The following is a 302-nucleotide window of genomic DNA, read 5'->3' as shown; positions in this document are numbered from 1 at the left end:
CGCATGTACGCACGGTACCGGCGCTCGAACTCCTCGTTCCCGGGAAACTCCGCTTCCTGGTCCACCGGGATCGTGTTCACATAATCAGTGGTCGTCACCATCGGCACACCCACCGACCGGGCACCGGCACGCTGCAACAACGACCGCATAATGTACTGGGCACGCTCCGTGCCCTGCTCCGCGATCAACGCATCAAGGGACTCAATCCACTCCGCGGTCTCTTCCGGATCACGATCAGGCAGCTGGGCAGTCAACCCGCTGAGGATGTGTGAGGTCTCTTCTCCTGCAGCCACGTCCAACCT

General features: G+C 61.6%; 1 pseudogene. It reads right to left on the bottom strand.

Annotation, left to right across the window (positions count from 1 at the left end):
• Positions 1-293, bottom strand: a pseudogene (locus AB4Z15_RS25000) (pyruvate dehydrogenase (acetyl-transferring), homodimeric type); the annotation flags it as partial.
• Positions 294-302 lie beyond the last annotated feature (9 nt).

Source organism: Paenarthrobacter sp. 2TAF44 (assembly GCF_052114885.1).
GTDB lineage: Bacteria > Actinomycetota > Actinomycetes > Actinomycetales > Micrococcaceae > Arthrobacter.
The sequence above is the reverse complement of the archived record's forward strand: the minus strand, read 5'-3'. Positions and strand labels throughout refer to the sequence as shown.